This window comes from Acinetobacter sp. FDAARGOS_494 (genome assembly GCF_003812225.1).
Classification (GTDB): domain Bacteria; phylum Pseudomonadota; class Gammaproteobacteria; order Pseudomonadales; family Moraxellaceae; genus Acinetobacter; species Acinetobacter baumannii.
This window is the reverse complement of record NZ_CP033866.1, coordinates 1,018,168-1,036,392: the sequence shown is the minus strand read 5'-3', so window position 1 is coordinate 1,036,392 and position 18,225 is coordinate 1,018,168. Positions and strand designations below refer to the sequence as shown.

Sequence of the window (18,225 nt, the reverse complement as noted above, 5' to 3'; positions counted from 1 at the left end):
GACATCGTGCCAAATCGTTACTGTGTTTTACCTTGTAGTGTTGGCATGATGTCCTCCTTTTTTAAAAAGTGCCGTTGAAAATCTGAACGGCATTTTACCTGTTTTTAACTAAAGATCAAGTTTTTGACCTTTGATAAGCGCTGATTAATTACTTGAACTCAGTATTAATCTTGCTCTGGTTTTACATCCATTTGATCGTAAGGAATTAATTTAGTTTTATTTTTCCATTTGTATCCAAGCCAGATTACTAAAAATAAAGGCAAGCTGATATAAGTAGAAAGTAAGCCAATCCAGTCAATTTTACCGCCTAAAACCGCTTGGTAGTTTTGTCCTAAAATAATGACAGAACAGAGGATAAAGGCAAACCAAGGTGCGAATGGGAAAAACTTAGCGCGGTATGCAAGATCTTCTAATTTATAACCTTGAGCAATATAACCTTTACGGAAACGATAATGCGAAATTGCAATACCTAACCAGACAATGAAACCACACATTCCTGACATATTGAGGAGCCAGTTAAAGACTTGCTTTTCTCCGATAAAAGTCGTTAAGAAGCAGAATGCAGCAATGAATGTAGTTGCATATAACGCATTCATTGGAACACCACGATTATCGAGTTTTGCAAACCATTTTGGTGCACGGCCTTGTTGCGCCATATCAAATAACATACGGGTAGAAGAGTACATGCCCGAGTTACCTGCCGACAAAATAGCAGTCAAAATAACTGCATTCATTAAACTTGCAGCAAAAGCAAAACCTACTTTTTCATAAAGTAAGGTGAAAGGAGAAAGAGCAATATTTTCTGTTGCTGCTGCTTGTAATAAGTTTGGATCATCATAGGCAATAAGGGTGCCGATAATGAAAATACACAAGATATAGAATAATAAAATTCGCCAGAAAATCTGTTTAATTGCAAGCGGAATCGTCTTCTTCGGATCTTTTGATTCACCCGCTGCAACACCCACCATCTCGGTTCCCTGAAATGAGAACCCGGCAATCATGGCTACCCCAATCATGGCTTGTAAACCACCTACGAATGGTGCCTCTTTATAAGTCCAGTTGCCAAAAGTTGCTACTCCTGGTGTCAACATAATCTTAATAATCATGGCGATACCAATAATAATAAAGGCAACAATGGCAATTACTTTAACCATGGAGAACCAGAATTCACTTTCACCAAATCCTTTTACGGTCATCGCATTAATCATAAAGATAATGACGAGAAAGAGGGCGCTCCAATAGAATCCGGGAACATCTGGGAACCAGAATTTCATAATAAACTGTACGGCAACGAGTTCAAACGCAACCGTAATTGCCCAGTTGTACCAGTAGTTCCAGCCTAGAGCGAAACCAAAACCCTCTTCGACATAGCGACTTCCATAGGTAAAGAAAGCACCTGATGTTGGTGTGTGTGTCGCAAGTTCACCTAAACTGGTCATTAAGAAGTAAATCATAATACCAATGAGGGAGTAGGCGAGTAACGCCCCACCTGGACCTGCATTTGCAATGGTTGACCCAGAAGCAAGGAAAAGACCTGTACCAATGGAACCACCAATGGCGATCATATTCAGATGACGAGCCCCAAGCTTACGCTGGAGTTTTTCAGGAGCATGTGTTTCGCTCATGGAGATTCCTTACATAGTTTGTTATGCACAGGCATATAACACCTTAAAGCCTTGAAGATCAGTTTTAATCTCACACTGACCAAAGTGCTTCTCAATTAAGATCGGATAGTTTAAAAAACGGTTCGCTACAATCCATAGCTCGCCTGATGCCTTTAAATGTTTTTTAGCGTTCTGGCAGAGTCCTTCACTTGCATCATAGTTGGTATGAATACCCTGATGGAAGGGAGGATTACTGACAATGGCATCAAGTTCTGTTGGGGCGTCTGCAATTCCTGTAACAGGCTGCAATCTCAACTGGTCTGAACCTATTCCATTTCGACTAAAAGTCATTTCCGTTGACTGTAAAGCGAAGGCATCAATATCTAGGGCATGGATAATATTACTTGAATTTGCTTTTGCCAAATAGCAACTGATAATTCCAGCTCCACACCCGAAGTCGGCAATTCTACCTGATTTCACCTGATTTAGATAAGGGAGTAAAACGGCAGTTCCGACATCTAGATGAGTTTGGCTGAAAACGCCGGGTAGGGCACAAATGGTAAGTTCTTGCTCATTTACTTGAACAGTATAGGTTTTTAACCAGCTTTCAAGAGGTTTGATCTTTTCAGTTTTCTCAATTTTTAAATGCCATAACTGACAATGTCGGGCACTATCAAGTTTAAGTATTTTGCCAAAGCTTTGTAGTTGTTTTGCCGCTCTCTCAACACCACCTTTTTTTTCACCTACTAAAAAAACTGATTGGTCAATTTTCAGATGGCTCATCACTACATGCAATATATAGTTTAAAAGCTCTTTTGATTTTGGAACAAAAATTATAGCCTGATCAAATTCTTGTAATGGAAACTCAACCGAGAAATGAGCTGTTGCGCCTGCATTTAAAAAACCCTGATAGTCAGCATAATTCCACGTCCAGACTGATGCATCAATCTCAGTGGGTAATTGACTGACTAGGGCGTCATTCGGTGCATTAATTAACAAGACCCTACCTTTTAAATAGTCATGTTGTCTTAATATCACTTCACTTCTAGGGTCCATGTACATCTCTCATGAAGAAGAATGCCCAGTGAAAACTGGGCAGTAATCAAAATTAAAATTGGTTATTTATGTGTTTCTGGGAGTACAACATTTAAAATTAATGCTGCAATACCACCTGTTGCTACGCCGGAACTAAAAATATTTTTAAATAATTCTGGCAGATGCTCCAAAATTTGTGGCACCTGAGCAACACCCAAACCTAATGCAAGTGAAATCGCAATAATTAAAAGGGCACGGCGATCTAAATGAATTGATGAAAGTATATTAATACCTGAGGCAGCAACGGCGCCGAACATTACCATGACTGCTCCACCTAATACGGCTTGTGGAACAGCTTGTATTACACCAGCTACAGCAGGGAATAGACCTAATAAAATGAGTAAAGCAGCAATCCAGATTCCTACATAACGACTTGCTACGCCAGTTAATTGGATAACACCATTATTTTGGGCAAACACGGAGCTTGGGAAAGTATTGAATAGGCCAGCAAGTAGTGAATTTGCACCATTTACTAACACACCACCCTTAATACGTTGCATCCACTGAGGACCATCTACAGGTTGGTTTGATAGTTTACTGGTTGCCGTTACGTCACCAATTGCTTCTAAAGACGTAACCAAATAAATAAATGCCATTGGAATAAATAAGCCCCATGAGAAGCTTAAGCCAAAATGCATCGGTGTCGGAATTTGAATCACGGGCGCATCTTTTAGACCAGAGAAGTCTAGATATCCCATAAAGCCGGCAAGAATGTAGCCAATCACTAAAGCAATTAAAATAGCTGAACTTTTAATCCAGACAATACGAATACGGTTTAGGACAATAATAATAGCAAGAACCGTACACGACATTATAAGGTTATCAGCACTGGCAAAAGTATGGTCCTGCATGGCTTGATAACCACCGCCCATACTAATCAAACCTTCTTTAATGAGCGTTAGACCAATCAGGAGTACCACAATACCTGTCACAAGGGGAGTAATTAGCTTTTTTACCCATGGGAGAATTTGTGATACGCCCATTTCAATAAATGAACCTGCAATCACAACACCAAAAATAGCAGCCATAACTTGATTGACTGGTGTACCTGCAGCAACCATTGCACTGCCAATACCGATAATCGGGCCAATAAAGTTAAAACTTGTACCTTGAACAATAAGTAAGCCTGCACCAAACGGACCAACTTTTTTACATTGTAAGAAAGTCGCGATTCCTGAAATGACCAAAGACATTGATAAAATCATATTGGTTTCATTTCGTGGAACGCCTAATGCTAAGCAAATTAGAAGCCCGGGAGTAACAATCGGGACAATAATTGCAAGCAAATGTTGAAAGGCTGCCAAAAAAGCCACGAACGGTTTTGGTCGGTCATCTAGCCCATAAACGAGGTCAAGACGGTCTTGTGATGGTTGATTGGACATGGGAGTAAATACGCCGCAATTTCGCAAATTGGCGCTATTCTAATCGAGATACCTATCTTTACAAAACGAAATACAGACTATTGGAAAATTTTTTTGTCAATGTCAATAAACTGTCACTACTCAAGAGTAGTGTTTTTCTGTATAATTTGCCCTCAAATTTTAGGCGTTTCGAATTTTCATGTCAGATATCAAAAATCTCCGTAATATCGCAATTATTGCGCACGTCGACCACGGGAAAACCACACTTGTCGATAAACTACTTCAGCAATCAGGTGCTCTCGGTGACCGAGCAGGCGAGATTGAGCGTGTCATGGACTCGAATGCGCTTGAAAGTGAACGTGGTATTACCATCTTAGCGAAAAACACCGCTATTACTTGGTTAGACAAACGTACCGATACAACTTACCGTATCAACATCGTGGATACCCCGGGACACGCCGACTTCGGTGGTGAAGTAGAACGTGTAATGTCGATGGTTGACTGCGTACTACTTCTTGTTGACTCACAAGAAGGCCCAATGCCACAAACTCGCTTTGTGACTCAAAAAGCCTTTGCTCGTGGTTTAAAACCAATCGTGATTATCAACAAAGTTGACAAGCCAAGTGCTCGTCCAGACTGGGTAATCGATCAAGTATTTGATTTGTTTGATAACCTTGGCGCAACTGATGAGCAACTTGATTTCCCAATCGTTTATGCATCAGGTTTACGTGGTGTAGCGGGTCCTGCTCCTGAAGAGCTTGCAGAAGACATGACTCCGTTGTTCGAAACGATTGTAGACATCGTTGAGCCACCAGCTGTTGATGTTGATGGTCCATTCCAAATGCAGATTTCATCACTTGACTATAACAGCTTCGTAGGTGTTATCGGTGTTGGTCGTATTCAACGTGGTTCTGTAAAACTAAATACTCCTGTTACTGTAATTGACAAAGAAGGCAATACACGTAACGGTCGTATCTTAAAAATCATGGGTTACCATGGTTTAGAGCGTATTGATGTTGATTCTGCATCTGCGGGCGATATCGTATGTATTACTGGTATTGATGCTCTTAACATTTCTGACACGATTTGTGATCCGAAAAACGTTGAAGCATTACCACCTTTATCTGTAGATGAACCTACAGTGTCTATGACTTTCCAAGTAAACAACTCTCCGTTTGCTGGTAAAGAAGGTAAATTCGTAACTTCACGTAACATTCGTGAGCGTCTTGACCGCGAATTAATTCACAACGTAGCTTTACGTGTTGAAGATACTGACAGTCCAGACCGTTTCAAAGTATCTGGCCGTGGTGAACTTCACCTTTCAGTTTTAATTGAAAACATGCGTCGTGAAGGCTTCGAATTAGGTGTATCACGTCCGCAAGTAATCATTAAAGAAATTGATGGTGAAAAACAAGAACCTTACGAAAACGTAACGTTTGACGTTGAAGAGCAGCACCAAGGCGCTGTAATGGAACAAATGGGTCACCGTAAAGGCGAAATGACCAATATGGAAGTTGACGGTAAGGGCCGTATCCGTATTGAAGCAACTGTTCCTTCACGTGGTTTAATTGGTTTCCGTTCTGAATTCTTAACCATGACCTCTGGTACTGGTATTATGACTTCAAGCTTCTCTCACTATGGTCCTCTTAAACAAGGTACTGTTGCGAAGCGTCAAAACGGTGTGTTGATTTCTATGGTTCAAGGTACATGCTTGGGCTATGCATTATTCAGCTTACAAGACCGCGGTCGTTTATTCGCTAAGCCACAGTTAGAAGTTTACGAAGGTATGATCGTAGGTATTAACTCTCGTTCAGACGATATGGTTGTAAACCCAACTAAAGCGAAACAGTTAACTAACGTTCGTGCGTCTGGTACTGATGATGCTTTAACTTTAACACCTGCAATTGAATTCACGCTTGAACAAGCTCTTGAATTTATTGAAGATGACGAGTTAGTAGAAGTTACTCCAAAATCAATTCGTATCCGTAAGCGTTACTTGACTGAAAATGAACGTAAACGTAACCGTGATAAATAATTTTTCTTAAATGAAAAAGAAAAACCGCTAAATTCGTTTAGCGGTTTTTTATTGCTTACTGGTAAAGCTGAAAGTAAACTTAAAGTCATATTTTTCTTGTAAGCAAATATGTTGTTAAAGTGTGAAATAGCTTTCTTTTTTTGAAAAAAATATTAAATTATCAATATCATGGCGAGTACTATCTAGACGGATAAGAGGCCAGTGAAAAAAGAAAAATATGATGTGTTCCTCCCCCCTACATCTGGAGATGTTTAGATGAGTATTATTCAAGAATTTAAAGAATTTGCCATTAAAGGCAATATGATGGATTTAGCCATTGGTGTAATTATTGGTGGTGCTTTTGGCAAAATCGTAGACTCGTTAGTAAAAGATATCATCATGCCACTTATCACTGTAATTACTGGTGGTGGTGTTGATTTCTCGCAGAAATTTATCGTGTTAGGTGCAAACCCTAATAACTTACAATCTCTAGATGCCTTACAAAAAGCAGGTATCAATGTATTAACTTATGGTAACTTCCTGACCATTTTAATTAACTTCCTGATTTTGGCTTGGGTTGTGTTCTTAATGGTGAAATTATTAAACAAACTTCGCCGTGATAAGAATGAGCCAGAAGCTCCAGCTGCAACTCCAGAAGACATCCAATTATTACGTGAAATTCGTGATGAGTTGAAAAAACAAGCTTAATAAAAAGTATTTAAGTATAAAAAACGGTACCTAGTGTACCGTTTTTTATTACATAGCATTTTATACTGGACTAGAGATATTGATAAACTTGCTAAATCACAGTTAAGTTTAGCTAAGCAGATAGAACAAGGACATAAATTAATGAATCAGCTTTTTGTATATGGAACTTTATGCCCTAATAAAGCAAATGCTCATATTTTAGAGCAGATTGGTGGTAACTGGACAAAAGCGAGTGTACGAGGAGTGATTCATATTTTAGATTGGGGACCAGACAAAGGCTTAAAGGCCTTAGAATTAGATCCAGAAGCAGATTGGGTAGAAGGCTATTTGTTTAGCACAGAAAAGTTAGCAGAAAACTGGCAAATGTTAGATGATTTTGAAGGCTTTCAATACCAACGCGTGACAGCAGATATAAAATTAGAATCGGGTGAGTATGTTAAAGCCTGGACATATCAAATCAATATGCAGGCTAAAGCTCCCCACAATTACAAGTAAAATGCTGAAATCAACGTAAGCCAGTCATTCTGAATTTAACTTCTAAGAGATGATAGCCAAACTGGCTTTTGATTGGACCTTGTAATACACGTTCAGCAGCCGTAAAAACTACTTTGTCAATGACAGGCACCAATTGCCCTTTTTTGACTTCACCAAGTTCACCACCACGTTTTGCCGAATTACAGGTGGAGTATTGCTTGGCAAGTTTGGCAAAGTCAGCACCACTTTGTAGCTTCTTTTTCAGCTGTTCGGCTAAGTCTTTATCTTTGACTAAAATATGTCGGACAATTGCTGTTTGCATGTTGTCTTCCTCCAAAAAATTAAGGCTTTCTCAGCTTTTTAAGTGGTTGGCACTGTGGGCAAAATACGCTGGCACGCTGACCGAGTTTTAAGTTTTCTAATGTGGTTTCACAGTTAACACACATTTCACCGGCACGACCATAAGCGAGTAAAGTCTGTTGAAAATAACCATTTTCACCCATGGCATTGCTGTAGTCTCGTAAAGTCGAGCCACCTAAATCAATTGCTGACTTCAAAATTCGCTTAATCTCAACAACCAGTTTCTCAATCTGTTGCATGGTTAAATCACCAGCGGGCTGTGCTGGATGAATGCCAACATTAAACAAACTTTCAGTTGCATAGATATTGCCAACACCAACCACTACATGATTATCCATGAGTGCAATTTTTATGCCGACAGATTTATTCTTGAGTTTAAAAGCTAAATATTCTGCATGAAAGTCAGTACTTAAAGGCTCTGGCCCTAAAGTATCGATGAGTTTGCCTTGAGTTTCAGGATTAAGCCAAAGAATACAGCCAAAACGACGTGGGTCATGGTAACGTAACTGCTGATCTTCAAATTGAATAATGAGATGATCGTGTTTTCTCAATTCATCGTTTGGTTGACACAGGCGAAAACTACCTGACATTCCTAAATGCCAGAGCATTTGATCTTGTTCAAACTCTGCCAAAATATATTTTGAACGTCGATTTAACCCAATGAGACGTTGCCCAACAAGTTTCTGAACATTATCTGGTATAGGCCAGCGTAAGCTAGGATTGCGTACTTCAACACTTAGAACTTTTTGATTCAATAAGGGAAATAAACTGGTTTTAGTGGTTTCGACTTCGGGTAACTCAGGCATGCCAACTCGCAGAATTAACAGATATACTGGATTAATCAAGTATAACGTGTGGTATGTAATATTTCAGAGAATACTATGTCAGATATTTTACCATTAAGCTGGTTTCAACGAGAAACTTCGGAAGTAGCATATGATTTAATCGGCTGCGTATTATGTAAGCGACAGCCGGATGGACAAGTTATCCGCTGTACAATTAGTGAAACAGAAGCTTATTTGGGCGTTCGCGATAAAGCCTGCCATAGCTACAATGACAAACGTACCGCACGGACAGAGGTGATGTATCGCCATGGTGGTACCATTTATGTCTATTTAATTTATGGCATGTATGAAATGCTCAACATTATTACTCAAACAGAAGGTGTACCTGAAGGAGTGATGATTCGATCAGCATTTTTAAATAGTGCTTCAACTAAAAAAGAATATAAGCTTTTGGCTGGACCCGGCAAACTGACACGTTATTTGGGCATTGATCGGACCTTAAAGGGCCAGACTTTAGGTGAAGAATCTGGACTATGGATTGAAGCAGCCACTACACAGCCAGAAGTGGTTTTAACGCCACGTATTGGAATTGATTATGCCGAGGAAGCAAAAGACTGGCCTGAACGGTATTGCTGGAAAGATCATCCATCATTAAGTCGATAATTCTCATTTGGCAAACAAACTTATATGGCAAAACGAGCGTTCCAGATTTACAACAATGTAGACCGAATTCTATATCCAGACAAGACACTGCTTTTTGTTATCATAACTACAATATAAATAAAGGAAATAAGCATGTCCTTATTACGCTTAGACCGACTTCATTACTGTATTTTGATGAGTATGGGCTGTATTTCTAGCCCACTTGTTTGGGCAGAAGACTTAAATTCAGACGTTGCCCAATTGCCAACTTTACATGTGGAAGCGACACGTACTGACACCGGTTATTTACAAACACCAGCTTCGGTTTTCCGAATCGAGGCACCTCAAGTGGATAGTTCTTCACAAGTAAATTTAACTGAAGTTGTGAAGGGCATACCGAGTTTACAGATTCGTAACCGTGAAAATTATGCGCAAGATCTACAGCTATCTATGCGTGGTTTTGGTGCACGTTCTACGTTTGGTGTACGTGGTATTCGTCTTTATGTGGATGGTATCCCTGCAACAATGCCAGATGGGCAGGGCCAAACATCTAATATCGACTTAAGCAGTTTAGATCATGTTGAAGTTCTAACAGGGCCTTTTTCTTCACTTTATGGAAATTCATCAGGCGGGACTATTTTAACTTCTACTAAAGAAGGGCAAGGGAAAGACTCAATTGAGCTGAGTTATTCGGGTGGTAGCCATGATAAAAGCCGAGCAGGACTTGTGCTGCAAGGTGGAGCAAAGGGTGCGAATGAACCAAGCTATATTATTAGCTCATCATACTTTGATACCGACGGTTACCGCGAACATAGCGGTGCAGAAAAAGTACTAAATAATGCAAAGCTCAGCTGGAATCTTGATGATGGTAGTAAAATCAACTGGGTAACCAACTATGTAAAAATCCACGCCGATGATCCGCAGGGTCTAACGCATGATCAGTGGAATGCAAATCCAAAGCAACAAGTTCCATTTTTAAAGCAATTTAATGTTCGTAAAGATATTGAACAAACCCAAACGGGCGTGACATGGTCTAAGCCGATTAATGACAAAAATGAACTCTATGCCATGGCATATTTAGGCAATCGTCAAGTCACACAATATCAATCTATTCCTAAGTCCACCCAAGATGCGAGCATAAACCATGCCGGTGGAGTCATTGATTTTGAACGTAATTATTATGGCGCTGATTTCCGTTGGACGGGTAAAGAGTTACTTCCAAATACCACGCTAAGTGTCGGTGTGGCACTTGATGCAATGGATGAAGATCGTAAAGGTTTTGAAAACTTTAATTTAGTAAATGGTCAACCTTCTTATGGTGTCAAAGGTAATTTACGTCGTGATGAAGACAATACTTTATGGAATATCGATCCATATTTACAAGCTTCATGGCAGTTCTTACCTACATGGCGTTTAGACACGGGTGTTCGCTATAGCAATGTCCACTACAAATCTGAAGATAACTATTTAAGTAATGGTGATGATAGTGGTAAGACGGATTACGATAAAGTTTTACCGTCGGTCGCTTTAAGTTGGCAAATTTTACCTGAACTTATGGCCTATGTAAGTTATGCCAAAGGTTTTGAAACACCAACTTTTACTGAAATGGCATATCGACCTGATGGTCAAAGTGGTTTTAATTTTGATTTAACAGCTTCAACAAGCGATACCTATGAAACAGGTTTAAAGTCACAAAACCAATTAGGTGATTTTACTTTGGCGGTTTTCCAGACTAAAACTAAAGATGACATTGTTTCGGCCGGTAACTCAAATGGCCGATCAACGTTCCGTAATGCAGATAAAACCTTACGTGAAGGTGTAGAATTTGCATGGAATAAAAAGTTATGGCGAGACTTAATAGCGACCGCAAGCTACTCGTATTTAGATGCAACCTTTGATGCTGACATTCCAGCGTTAGGAAATATTGCTCAGATTTCCTCAGGAAATGCCATACCGGGTATTGCCAAAAACCAAGCTTATGCCTCTTTGGCATGGCAGCCATCGCACGGTCTATATGGTGGTGTAGATGTACAGTATATGGACAAAGTATACGTGAATGATACCAACAGTGACGCAGCACCGAGCTACAGTGTAACCTCAGCAAATGTTGGTTATGCATGGGTAATGGGCGATTGGAAAGTCAATAGCTTTGCTCGTGTAGATAACCTCTTTGATAAAAAATATGTAGGTTCAGTGATTGTAAATGACGGTAATAGCCGCTATTTCGAACCTGCTGATGGACGTAACTGGAGTGCAGGTTTACGTGTAATTAAACAATTCTAGGAATTAAAAATGGCAAAATTATTTGAAACGGTTAATTTCGATTCACTACAACTGGTCAATAGAATTGTAATTGCCCCAATGTGCCAATATTCGGCAACAGATGAAGGCGAAATTACCTATTGGCATGAACAGCAATGGGCAAATTACGCGTTGTCTGGAGCTGGGCTATGTATTGTGGAAGCTACAGCTGTACAGGCGGAAGGTCGAATTAGTTATGCAGATCTTGGCCTTTGGAATGATCAGCAACGTGACCAGATCAAAACTTTATTGGGAAAAGTTAAAACACTTTCTCCTATGCCATTTGGAATTCAGTTAGCTCATGCTGGACGTAAGGCATCTACTGAAAAGCCTTGGTTGGGTAAAGGCCAAATTGCAAAAGATCAGCCACATGGTTGGCAAACAGTTGCTCCAAGTACAAGTACTTTTTCGGTTCATGATGCAGCGCCACATGCTTTAACCATTGCCGAGATTAAACAAATTCAACAAGACTTTGCAGCTGCGGCCAAACGTGCAGTTGAAGCGGGCTTTGAGTTAATTGAGGTACATGCTGCTCATGGTTACTTGCTACACCAATTCTTATCGCCAATTGCAAATCAACGTACTGATGAATATGGTGGCTCTTTAGAAAACCGTATGCGTATGACGCTAGAGGTTCTTCAGGCAATTAAACTTGCTGTTCCCGAAGGTTATCCGGTAGGGGTACGTTTATCTGCAACAGATTGGATGGATGGCAATGAGCAGTGGGATATTGAGTCTACGGTTGGTTTATCAAAAGCCTTAGAGCAGTTAGGCGCGGCCTATATTCATGTCTCTAGTGGCGGTTTACATGAGCATCAAAATATTACTATTGGAGCAGGTTACCAAGTTCCTTTCGCGGAACAGGTTAAAAAACATGTAGCTATTCCTGTGATTGCTGTAGGTCTTATTACTGACCCACAACAAGCTGAACAAATTTTAGAAAACCAGCAAGCTGATGCCATTGGTCTTGCGCGTGCAATGTTATATGACCCACGTTGGCCATGGCATGCTGCTGCTACATTGGGTGCAAAAGTCAAAATTGCTCCCCAATATTTGCGTTGCCAACCACATGGCTTAAAACAGCTTTTTGATTCTTTTTAGTTTTTAATATTCGGGCAAATTAAGATTTGCCCGTTTTCTTTTGAAATGAGTGAGGAAGTAGTCTGTGGTTTTTCAGGTAATTTTACCAATTTTGATTTTATTATTGATGGGGTACTGTAGTGTCCTCATTAAACTGGTAACACCTGAACAAATTAAGGCTCTGAGTGCATTTGTTATTAAAATTTCTTTACCTGCTTTTTTAATCCAATCTTTAGCCAATAAAAACTTACAAGATATTTGGCACCCAGCTTATTTTATTGCTTATGGTGGCGGCTCTTTAATCTTGTTTTTTTTGGCTTTTATCCTTTACCGCAAGTATTTTAAAAATAGCCTAACACATAGTGCAGTCATATCGATGGGCGCTTCTATGTCAAATACAGGTTTTATGGGTACAGCGATTCTAACCATGCTAATGGGGAGTCATGCTGCAATCTATATATCTTTAACCTTAATTATCGAAAATTTATTAATAGTTGCTTTAATGCTCATTTTGGCAGAAGCGGGTTTGCATCAACAGCAACGGCTTTTGCCTTTACTGAAAAAAACATTCATGAATTTACTTAAAAACCCTGTAATTATTGCAATTTTAGTTGGGATGAGCTGCATTTTGCTAGATATTCATCTGCCTTCAAAACTTGGACAAGCCTTAGAACTTTTAGGAAGAACAGCTTCGCCTCTAGCATTATTTGCTATTGGTGGCAGCTTGGTTGGTATTGGTATTACCGCCGTGAATTTCCAAAGTATATTGTTGGCTGGATTTAATGTCATCCTTATGCCTGTTGTGATTTTTGGGCTGTTCCTTTTACTGCCAAACGTGAGCCAAGAGATGTTATATGCTGGCACTTTACTTGCTGCGCTGCCAATGCCGATCGCTTTTGGTATTTTTGGGCAAGCCTACGGTTTAAATGAAAGAGCATTAATCCCCTTAATGATTAGTACCATTATTGGCTTTATGGGTGTGAGTGGGCTTATTGCCTTGTGGTGGTAAAAGAAAAGCCCCATGAGGGGCTATTGTCTCTTTACTATTTTTTAGGAGCTGGCTGCATAGGAGCGGCGGCAGCTTGTTTATTCTTCTCAGCAATAATTTTTTCGACCGAAGCTAAAGATTCTCTAGCATTAGGAACATTTTGCTTAGCAAGCTCAGTAAAGATCTGTTTTGCTTGAGGCAGGTTCTGAGGAATGATATTGCCATTCGCCATCATGGTTGCTAAAGCCATAGATGCAGGCGCATAACCCTTTTGAGCAATTGTTTGCAAAGCTTCAATGCCTTGGCGTTTCATTAAAGGATTTTTATTTTCAACCCCTTGGCTAATATCATAAAGCGCTTTGACCTGAATAGCAGGGTAGTTTCCTTTTCTAATCAAAGGCGCTAGCTTTTGTAAAGCAATTTGGTGAGATTGAGGTTTTTTCTGCGCAAATAAAATAGTCGCTATTTTGACAGTTGCATCATCAGAACCTTGAGCTGATGCCTTTTGAATATATTGACTGAATTTGTTGCTATCTTTGGCAACACCTAATTCACCAGTCTCATAAAGTTGTGCAAGCGTGTAACTCGCTTGAGCATAACCTTTATTTGAGGCATCTTCATAATATTTCAGAGCTTTGGCATTATCTTTGGCAGTACCTTGGCCCATTTGTGTCATATAGCCTAAGTTATAGATGGCTTGAGCATTTCCTGTTTGTGCAAGACGTTGGACTTCTTGAAAGGCAGCAGGATAATTTTTTGCTGCGTATAGCTGCTCAGCCTGTTTAAATACATCGTTTTTAGCTGCAGAAGCCGTCGTGTCTGCTGCAAAGATTGATGAACTTGAAATGGCAATTAGACTGGCGATAAGTAATTTCTTCATTTCTTTTTAACCTTTTACTTTGTAGCTACATCATTCCATCGATGTATTAGCTCAATTCAATTTCTCATCATAAATATTGATGGCCGAAAGTAAACAGCCGATTTGTATATAAAACGATGTCTATAAAGCAAACTGTGGAGAAAAATAATACGCCACTCTACTTAAGAGAATGGCGTATTGGATTATTTTACTGACTGTAATAATGCTTCAATCTGTTTTGCATCACTTGGTACGCCAGAGATTCTTTGACCATCTTGTAAGAACAGAGTGGGTGTACCATCTATATTTAATTTCTGGCCTAAAGCAATATTTTTCTGAATTGGACTTGTACAGCTTTTGCCAGCCGCTGGCAATTTACGGTTAAGCATATAATTTGTCCATGCTTCTGAAGGGTTTTTAGAGCACCAGATTTGATTAGAAACCTTTTCAGCATTTGGATGTAAGCTGGTCAGCGGATATAAGAATACATATACGGTTACGTTATCCACCCCAACCATATTTTGTTCTAGACGCTGACAGTAAGGGCAATCAGGGTCACTGAAAATATAAAGAGTACGCTCTCCTTTACCTTTGACGTATTTAATTGCCTGATTTAATGGGAGACTTTTAACATCAATTTTACCCAATTCGGCAATTCGCTCTTCTGTCATATTTTTTTGTTGTTTGATATCAACTAAATTGCCTACAAAAAAGTATTTTGCATCTTGATTGGTATAAACAATACGGCCACTTGTATAGACTTCATAAATTCCAGCGACAGGTGACTGATAGACACCTTTTACAGGGAGGTCTGGATAATTTGTCTTCAGATTTTGTTCAAGTGTTTTAACATCAGCATGAGCAGAACCGAAAAAAGCCAAACTCAACATGAGTGTAGCAAGTTTAGTTTTCATATTTTTTCTCTTAGATTACAACGTGGATTATGATGGCATAGAAAACTTAAAAAATTGATGTCCTAATTTAATGAATTCATTAGAATTTTGTATCTATAGAAAAGCCCGCAGATTTATCCACGGGCTTTTAATTTATTAAATATAATTATTGTGGTCTAGCAACATCACCACTTAAAGCTTCTGGTAAATCTAAAACTTGAAGACCTAACTCTTGAAGGGCGGCAGGTTTCGCAACAACTAAGGCAATATAACCGTCAGTAGTTTGGGTACTATTAACCACTTCTACGTCATTGTGCAATTGAGTTGCTGGAGCAGGTGAATCACCCGTACCTTGAACTAAATGCAACCAGTGTTTTGGTTTTGCCTTAAACCAAAGGCGCGCCACAATTTCTTGACCTAAGTAACAGCCTTTATCGTAATTGACGCCTTCGCGTTGATGTAAACGTAATTCTTGTGGCTGAAACTCATGTTCAGTCGCTTGAGCAATCCATGCTTGACCTGTCATGATGGCTTGTTTTTGCCATTCGGAAATATCAGTTTCTGTAGAGCTGAACTCAGTATGGCCATTCACAACTTTTGGGAATACAGCACCTTGTTCACTTAAGGTCATTTTTGAAAAAGCACCATATTTTTTAATGTGCTTCGCGAATTCTTCAGCTTGATCTTGAGTGACAATAATTTCAAAACTTTCTGCATTATTCTTTTTTAGCCACAAGCCAAAATGGATGCGGCCTTTAAGATCACAAATGGCTGTATAGCGTGTTTCATTTTCAGCTAAACGTTCAGTATCTACAGTCACTTGACCTTGTAAAAACTTTTGTGCATCTACACCGTTTAATGCATATGAGGAGAAAGCGAGCAGACTCATGATTAATCTCAAATTCAATATGTTTCTTTATGATTGCTGACTATTTTGCTCCATTTTTACTAAAAAATCAGCCATAGTTTTCGTAATTTACTTTTGTATAAAACAATAGGTTTAGGTCAAAAAAACACCAAAAATATACGTTAAAAGAAATTCTACGGTTTAAGCTATTCAACATAATTTTTATAACTTAAATGGACTTAAAATAAGGAGAAGACAATGGCAACAGGTACAGTAAAATTACATCGAGTGTTTAAGGCACCAGCTGAACGAGTTTATCGTGCTTTTCTTGACCCAGATGCTTTAGTTAAATGGATGGCACCTCACGGTTTTACCGCGAAGGTTCATAGTTTTGATGCAAAAGTAGGGGGCTCATACAAAATGAGCTTTACCAATTTCTCAACCGGGTCAACGCATTCATTTGGAGGTACTTATGTTGAACTCGTTCCCAATGAATTAATTCGTTATAACGACCAATTTGACGACACAAATTTACCTGGCACGATGCAGGTCACCATTACATTAAAAACAGTATTGGTCGGCACAGAAATACACATTACCCAAGAAGGAATACCTGAAGTTATTCCTGTGGAAGCATGCTATTTAGGCTGGCAAGAGTCTTTATCTTTATTGAAGTTGTTAGTAGAAGCCGACATTCCAGATCAATAATTGTCTTTTTTAATTGAGACTTAAGTAAAAAGTGAGTAGAAAAACTACTCATTTTTTATTTTTTAAACACTATCAAAAATGAACAAAATATTGAATGATCATATGAAGCTCAATGAGTTAAGCCTTCTTGTGAGATAAAGATATGGATATACAAATTAAAAGAATTTATGACGATGTAAGCGGTGATGATGGAAAGCGAATTTTGGTTGATCGACTATGGAGTCGAGGGATTAGCAAAGAAAATGCTCATTTAGATTTATGGTTAAAAGAAATAGCTCCTTCAACCGAACTTCGTAAGTGGTTTCATGCAGAGTCTGCAGAACATTGGGATGAGTTCAAACAACGTTATTTAAAAGAACTAGAAACAAACCCCGCAGTTAAAGAGTTATTAGAAATCGTTTCACATCATAAAGTCACACTTTTATATTCGGCTAAAGATGTGGAACATAACCATGCGATTATTTTAAAAGAATATTTATTAGAAAAGAGCAAAAGTTAAATATATAAATTTTTTTTTGGTAAAAGTCTTTTATTTAAAACTTTAAAAAATGAGTCATATCTCGCATAATATACTTTTTGAGATTTTTTTATGTCTTTGCCAAACTGTCCAAAATGCCAATCAGAATATACATATCAAGACGGCGATTTATTAATTTGTCCAGAATGCTCACACGAGTGGAAAGAAGGGGAAGCTTTAGTAACTGAAGAGCAAGAAGTGATTAAAGATGCTAATGGAAATGTTTTGGCGGATGGCGATAGCGTTACTGTAATTAAAGATTTAAAAATTAAAGGTTCTTCTTCAGTTGTTAAAGTCGGAACAAAAGTAAAAAGTATTCGTTTAGTTCCAGATGCAAGTGATGGTCACAATATTGACTGTAAAATTGATGGTATTGGTCAGATGAAGTTAAAATCTGAATTTGTAAAAAAAGCTTAATTTGTTAATTTTAATTACATTTTGGTAGAGATCGCAGGCGTGATCTCTACCTTTTTACATTTCAACATCCTTATAATTTTATTACGATAATGTATAAAAAGTAGACTATCCAAAGCTTAATAGCTCATTTATATTGTCATTAAGAAGAATTAACTTTCGTCCAGAATAATAACGAAAGTCATACCCACACCAACAAAAAAACGAGGTTCATATGGCAGGATGGTACGAAATTACACAAGCGAATGATGGACAATATCGCTTTGTACTTAAGGCTGGTAATGGCGAAATTATTTTAAATAGTGAGCTATATAAAGCGAAAGCATCAGCAGTCAATGGTATTGAGTCAGTTCAAAAAAATAGTAGTGACGATGCGCGATATGATCGTTTAACTGCAAAAAATGGGAAACCTTACTTCAATTTAAAAGCTGCAAATCATCAAATTATTGGTTCGAGCCAGTTTTATGCCAGTGAAGCTTCACGCGATAAAGGTATCGAATCGGTTAAAAACAATGGATCTTCCACAACCATTAAAGACTTAACAGTTCAGGTGTAAAATTAAATTAAAAAAAGCA

At 38.7% G+C, this 18,225-nt stretch carries 19 protein-coding genes; 11 read left to right on the top strand and 8 right to left on the bottom strand.

The features are described from left to right. Positions 1-164: 164 nt before the first annotated feature. The 3 genes from EG365_RS04985 to EG365_RS04975 form a co-directional block, all read right to left on the bottom strand. Positions 165-1,625, bottom strand: a complete 1,461-nt coding sequence (locus EG365_RS04985) for an amino acid permease (RefSeq protein WP_000004971.1) — start codon at positions 1,623-1,625, stop codon at positions 165-167. Positions 1,626-1,646: 21 nt separating this feature from the next. After that, positions 1,647-2,660, bottom strand: a complete 1,014-nt coding sequence (locus EG365_RS04980; protein WP_000371518.1) for a methyltransferase — start codon at positions 2,658-2,660, stop codon at positions 1,647-1,649. A gap of 62 nt (positions 2,661-2,722) precedes the next feature. Continuing rightward, positions 2,723-4,081 carry a uracil-xanthine permease family protein gene (locus EG365_RS04975; protein ID WP_000070856.1) on the bottom strand — a complete coding sequence of 453 codons (1,359 nt, stop codon included), beginning with the start codon at positions 4,079-4,081 and terminating at the stop codon, positions 2,723-2,725. Between the two features lie 178 nt (positions 4,082-4,259). Between EG365_RS04975 and typA the strand changes: the two genes are divergently transcribed. The 3 genes from typA (at position 4,260) to EG365_RS04960 (ending at position 7,277) form a co-directional block, all read left to right on the top strand. After that, the gene (gene typA / locus EG365_RS04970) at positions 4,260-6,095 is read left to right on the top strand and encodes a translational GTPase TypA (RefSeq protein ID WP_001280092.1); all 1,836 of its coding nucleotides are present in this window, start codon (positions 4,260-4,262) and stop codon (positions 6,093-6,095) included. Between the two features lie 255 nt (positions 6,096-6,350). Beyond that, a complete protein-coding gene (mscL, locus tag EG365_RS04965; RefSeq protein WP_000022555.1) occupies positions 6,351-6,782 on the top strand; it encodes a large conductance mechanosensitive channel protein MscL in 432 nt (143 codons plus the stop codon). Positions 6,783-6,923: 141 nt separating this feature from the next. After that, a complete protein-coding gene (locus tag EG365_RS04960; protein WP_001984816.1) occupies positions 6,924-7,277 on the top strand; it encodes a gamma-glutamylcyclotransferase family protein in 354 nt (117 codons plus the stop codon). A 10-nt stretch (positions 7,278-7,287) separates the two neighbouring features. Here the strand turns inward: EG365_RS04960 and EG365_RS04955 are convergent, their stop codons facing one another. Together EG365_RS04955 and mutM are read right to left on the bottom strand one after the other, a co-directional pair. After that, complete coding sequence (locus EG365_RS04955; protein WP_001192454.1) at positions 7,288-7,578, bottom strand: peptidylprolyl isomerase; 291 nt, start codon at positions 7,576-7,578, stop codon at positions 7,288-7,290. 19 nt (positions 7,579-7,597) lie between these two features. Next, positions 7,598-8,422: a bifunctional DNA-formamidopyrimidine glycosylase/DNA-(apurinic or apyrimidinic site) lyase gene (mutM, locus tag EG365_RS04950; RefSeq protein WP_001114562.1), complete on the bottom strand. Its 825-nt coding sequence runs from the start codon at positions 8,420-8,422 to the stop codon at positions 7,598-7,600. Between the two features lie 75 nt (positions 8,423-8,497). On the opposite strand from mutM, the gene EG365_RS04945 reads away from it, so the two are divergent. The 4 genes from EG365_RS04945 (at position 8,498) to EG365_RS04930 (ending at position 13,433) form a co-directional block, all read left to right on the top strand. Further along, a complete protein-coding gene (locus tag EG365_RS04945; RefSeq protein ID WP_001280163.1) occupies positions 8,498-9,064 on the top strand; it encodes a DNA-3-methyladenine glycosylase in 567 nt (188 codons plus the stop codon). 132 nt (positions 9,065-9,196) lie between these two features. Next, a complete protein-coding gene (locus EG365_RS04940) occupies positions 9,197-11,326 on the top strand; it encodes a TonB-dependent receptor family protein (RefSeq protein WP_000055238.1) in 2,130 nt (709 codons plus the stop codon). Between the two features lie 9 nt (positions 11,327-11,335). Next, positions 11,336-12,445: an NADH:flavin oxidoreductase/NADH oxidase gene (locus EG365_RS04935; protein WP_001096158.1), complete on the top strand. Its 1,110-nt coding sequence runs from the start codon at positions 11,336-11,338 to the stop codon at positions 12,443-12,445. Positions 12,446-12,509: 64 nt separating this feature from the next. Beyond that, positions 12,510-13,433, top strand: coding sequence for an AEC family transporter (locus EG365_RS04930; RefSeq protein ID WP_000231862.1), 924 nt, complete (start codon positions 12,510-12,512; stop codon positions 13,431-13,433). Positions 13,434-13,467: 34 nt separating this feature from the next. Here the strand turns inward: EG365_RS04930 and EG365_RS04925 are convergent, their stop codons facing one another. The 3 genes from EG365_RS04925 to EG365_RS04915 form a co-directional block, all read right to left on the bottom strand. Beyond that, positions 13,468-14,292 (bottom strand): tetratricopeptide repeat protein, encoded by an 825-nt coding sequence (locus EG365_RS04925; protein ID WP_000734694.1) that lies wholly within the window; start codon positions 14,290-14,292, stop codon positions 13,468-13,470. Positions 14,293-14,474: 182 nt separating this feature from the next. Continuing rightward, complete coding sequence (locus EG365_RS04920) at positions 14,475-15,185, bottom strand: DsbC family protein (RefSeq protein WP_000850476.1); 711 nt, start codon at positions 15,183-15,185, stop codon at positions 14,475-14,477. A gap of 145 nt (positions 15,186-15,330) precedes the next feature. After that, positions 15,331-16,053, bottom strand: a complete 723-nt coding sequence (locus EG365_RS04915; protein WP_000054214.1) for a YgfZ/GcvT domain-containing protein — start codon at positions 16,051-16,053, stop codon at positions 15,331-15,333. A gap of 216 nt (positions 16,054-16,269) precedes the next feature. On the opposite strand from EG365_RS04915, the gene EG365_RS04910 reads away from it, so the two are divergent. From EG365_RS04910 to EG365_RS04895, 4 genes are all read left to right on the top strand, one after another. After that, complete coding sequence (locus EG365_RS04910) at positions 16,270-16,719, top strand: SRPBCC family protein (protein WP_000190598.1); 450 nt, start codon at positions 16,270-16,272, stop codon at positions 16,717-16,719. Between the two features lie 142 nt (positions 16,720-16,861). Next, positions 16,862-17,218, top strand: coding sequence for a DUF488 domain-containing protein (locus tag EG365_RS04905; protein WP_000354381.1), 357 nt, complete (start codon positions 16,862-16,864; stop codon positions 17,216-17,218). Positions 17,219-17,308: 90 nt separating this feature from the next. Further along, positions 17,309-17,653, top strand: coding sequence for a zinc ribbon domain-containing protein YjdM (locus tag EG365_RS04900; RefSeq protein WP_000056785.1), 345 nt, complete (start codon positions 17,309-17,311; stop codon positions 17,651-17,653). Between the two features lie 211 nt (positions 17,654-17,864). After that, positions 17,865-18,206 (top strand): YegP family protein, encoded by a 342-nt coding sequence (locus tag EG365_RS04895; RefSeq protein ID WP_000929503.1) that lies wholly within the window; start codon positions 17,865-17,867, stop codon positions 18,204-18,206. Positions 18,207-18,225: the final 19 nt, after the last annotated feature.

Bases quoted from the DNA above. Each gene is read 5' to 3' on its own strand.
- EG365_RS04960 (WP_001984816.1), top strand. From the start codon at position 6,924: ATGAATCAGCTTTTTGTATATGGAACTTTATGCCCTAATAAAGCAAAT.
- EG365_RS04905 (WP_000354381.1), top strand. From the start codon at position 16,862: ATGGATATACAAATTAAAAGAATTTATGACGATGTAAGCGGTGATGAT.
- EG365_RS04940 (WP_000055238.1), top strand. From the start codon at position 9,197: ATGTCCTTATTACGCTTAGACCGACTTCATTACTGTATTTTGATGAGT.
- typA (WP_001280092.1), top strand. From the start codon at position 4,260: ATGTCAGATATCAAAAATCTCCGTAATATCGCAATTATTGCGCACGTC.
- EG365_RS04935 (WP_001096158.1), top strand. From the start codon at position 11,336: ATGGCAAAATTATTTGAAACGGTTAATTTCGATTCACTACAACTGGTC.
- EG365_RS04920 (WP_000850476.1), bottom strand. From the start codon at position 15,185: ATGAAAACTAAACTTGCTACACTCATGTTGAGTTTGGCTTTTTTCGGT.
- EG365_RS04955 (WP_001192454.1), bottom strand. From the start codon at position 7,578: ATGCAAACAGCAATTGTCCGACATATTTTAGTCAAAGATAAAGACTTA.
- EG365_RS04985 (WP_000004971.1), bottom strand. From the start codon at position 1,625: ATGAGCGAAACACATGCTCCTGAAAAACTCCAGCGTAAGCTTGGGGCT.
- mscL (WP_000022555.1), top strand. From the start codon at position 6,351: ATGAGTATTATTCAAGAATTTAAAGAATTTGCCATTAAAGGCAATATG.
- EG365_RS04895 (WP_000929503.1), top strand. From the start codon at position 17,865: ATGGCAGGATGGTACGAAATTACACAAGCGAATGATGGACAATATCGC.
- EG365_RS04900 (WP_000056785.1), top strand. From the start codon at position 17,309: ATGTCTTTGCCAAACTGTCCAAAATGCCAATCAGAATATACATATCAA.
- EG365_RS04925 (WP_000734694.1), bottom strand. From the start codon at position 14,292: ATGAAGAAATTACTTATCGCCAGTCTAATTGCCATTTCAAGTTCATCA.
- mutM (WP_001114562.1), bottom strand. From the start codon at position 8,422: ATGCCTGAGTTACCCGAAGTCGAAACCACTAAAACCAGTTTATTTCCC.
- EG365_RS04915 (WP_000054214.1), bottom strand. From the start codon at position 16,053: ATGAGTCTGCTCGCTTTCTCCTCATATGCATTAAACGGTGTAGATGCA.
- EG365_RS04975 (WP_000070856.1), bottom strand. From the start codon at position 4,081: ATGTCCAATCAACCATCACAAGACCGTCTTGACCTCGTTTATGGGCTA.
- EG365_RS04910 (WP_000190598.1), top strand. From the start codon at position 16,270: ATGGCAACAGGTACAGTAAAATTACATCGAGTGTTTAAGGCACCAGCT.
- EG365_RS04945 (WP_001280163.1), top strand. From the start codon at position 8,498: ATGTCAGATATTTTACCATTAAGCTGGTTTCAACGAGAAACTTCGGAA.
- EG365_RS04980 (WP_000371518.1), bottom strand. From the start codon at position 2,660: ATGGACCCTAGAAGTGAAGTGATATTAAGACAACATGACTATTTAAAA.